At 67.6% G+C, this 1,201-nt stretch carries 2 protein-coding genes; both read right to left on the bottom strand.

Translation table 11 applies throughout. The features are described from left to right. Positions 1-313, bottom strand: a 313-nt coding sequence (locus tag JHD07_RS24260; protein WP_291626645.1) for a GntR family transcriptional regulator, incomplete at its 3' end; no start/stop codon positions are given. Then, on the bottom strand, positions 310-1,201 hold an 892-nt coding region (locus tag JHD07_RS24255; protein ID WP_291626643.1), incomplete at its 5' end, for a formimidoylglutamate deiminase. The genes JHD07_RS24260 and JHD07_RS24255, both read right to left, overlap by 4 nt.

The following is a 1,201-nucleotide window of genomic DNA, read 5'->3' as shown; positions in this document are numbered from 1 at the left end:
GCTCGTAACCGTAGGAGCGGCCGAGCGTGGTGATCTCGGCGCGGATGTCGGCGATCTTCAGCACCGCCGACTGATGCTGCGGCCGCCGCACGAAGGAGCCGGCGCGCCGCCGCCGCTCGATCAGGTCGGCTTGTGCGAGTTCGGACAGCGCCTTGTTCACGGTCATGCGCGAGCAGCCGTAACTGGCCACCAGTTCGTGCTCGAAGGGGATGCGATGGCCGGGCGGCCATTCGCCGGTCAGGATACGCTGCTCGATGTCGGCGCGGATGCGCTTGTAGAGTGTCGGCTTGTCGGCGTCGGTCACGAGGCTCATGCGACGAGCCTCCGCACCGAGGCGTTGAAACGTTCGCGCGCGGGCTGGCGCAGCCTGTGCCGCCCGCCTTCGACGACCTTGTGGCCGCTCGCCCAGACACAATCGATCGCGCCGCCGCCGGCCGCGAAGATCCAGCCGTCGATCGCCGCGTCGCCGGCGCGGCCTGCCAGCGAAGGATGCGCCGTATCGAGCGTGACGATGTCTGCACGCGCGCCCGGTGCAAGGCCGGATGTCTCTTGCGCCAGCGCTTGCGCGCCGCCCGCAAGAGCATGGTCGAACAATGCGCGGCCGGTGGAACGTCCCGCTCCGCTGGAGAGCACGTTGCGTTCGCGATGCTTCAGCCGCTGGCCATATTCAAGCTGGCGCAGTTCGTCGGCGACGCCGACCAGCACGTTGGAATCGGTCCCGACGCCGAAGGCGCCACTGGCGGCAAGATATTCCCGCGCAGGAAAGACGCCGTCGCCGAGGCTTGCTTCCGTGATGGGACAGAGGCCGGCCACCGCACCGGTCCTAGCGAAAGCCGTGACCTCCGCATCCGTCATGTGCGTGGCGTGGATGAGGCACCAGCGCCGATCCACCGGCGCATGCTCCAGCAACCATTGCACCGGCCGCAATCCCGACCAAGCCAGGCAGTCCTCGACCTCCTTCACCTGCTCGGCGGCGTGGATATGCACCGGCCCGCCCTCGGCAAGCGGGATGATCGATTTGAGCTCGTCGGGCGTCACCGCACGCAAGCTGTGCGGCGCGACGCCGATATTGGCGCCGGGCAATGCGCCGATCGCCTTGCGCGATGCAGCCATCAATTCGGCGAACCGATCGACTGAGCAGATGAAGCGGCGCTGCCCGGCATGGGGTGCCGCACCGCCAAATGAACTATGCGCATAAAAA

The sequence above is a fragment of the Bradyrhizobium sp. genome, assembly GCF_016462955.1.
Classification (GTDB): Bacteria; Pseudomonadota; Alphaproteobacteria; order Rhizobiales; family Xanthobacteraceae; genus Bradyrhizobium.
This window is presented reverse-complemented; position numbering and strand designations above follow the sequence as displayed.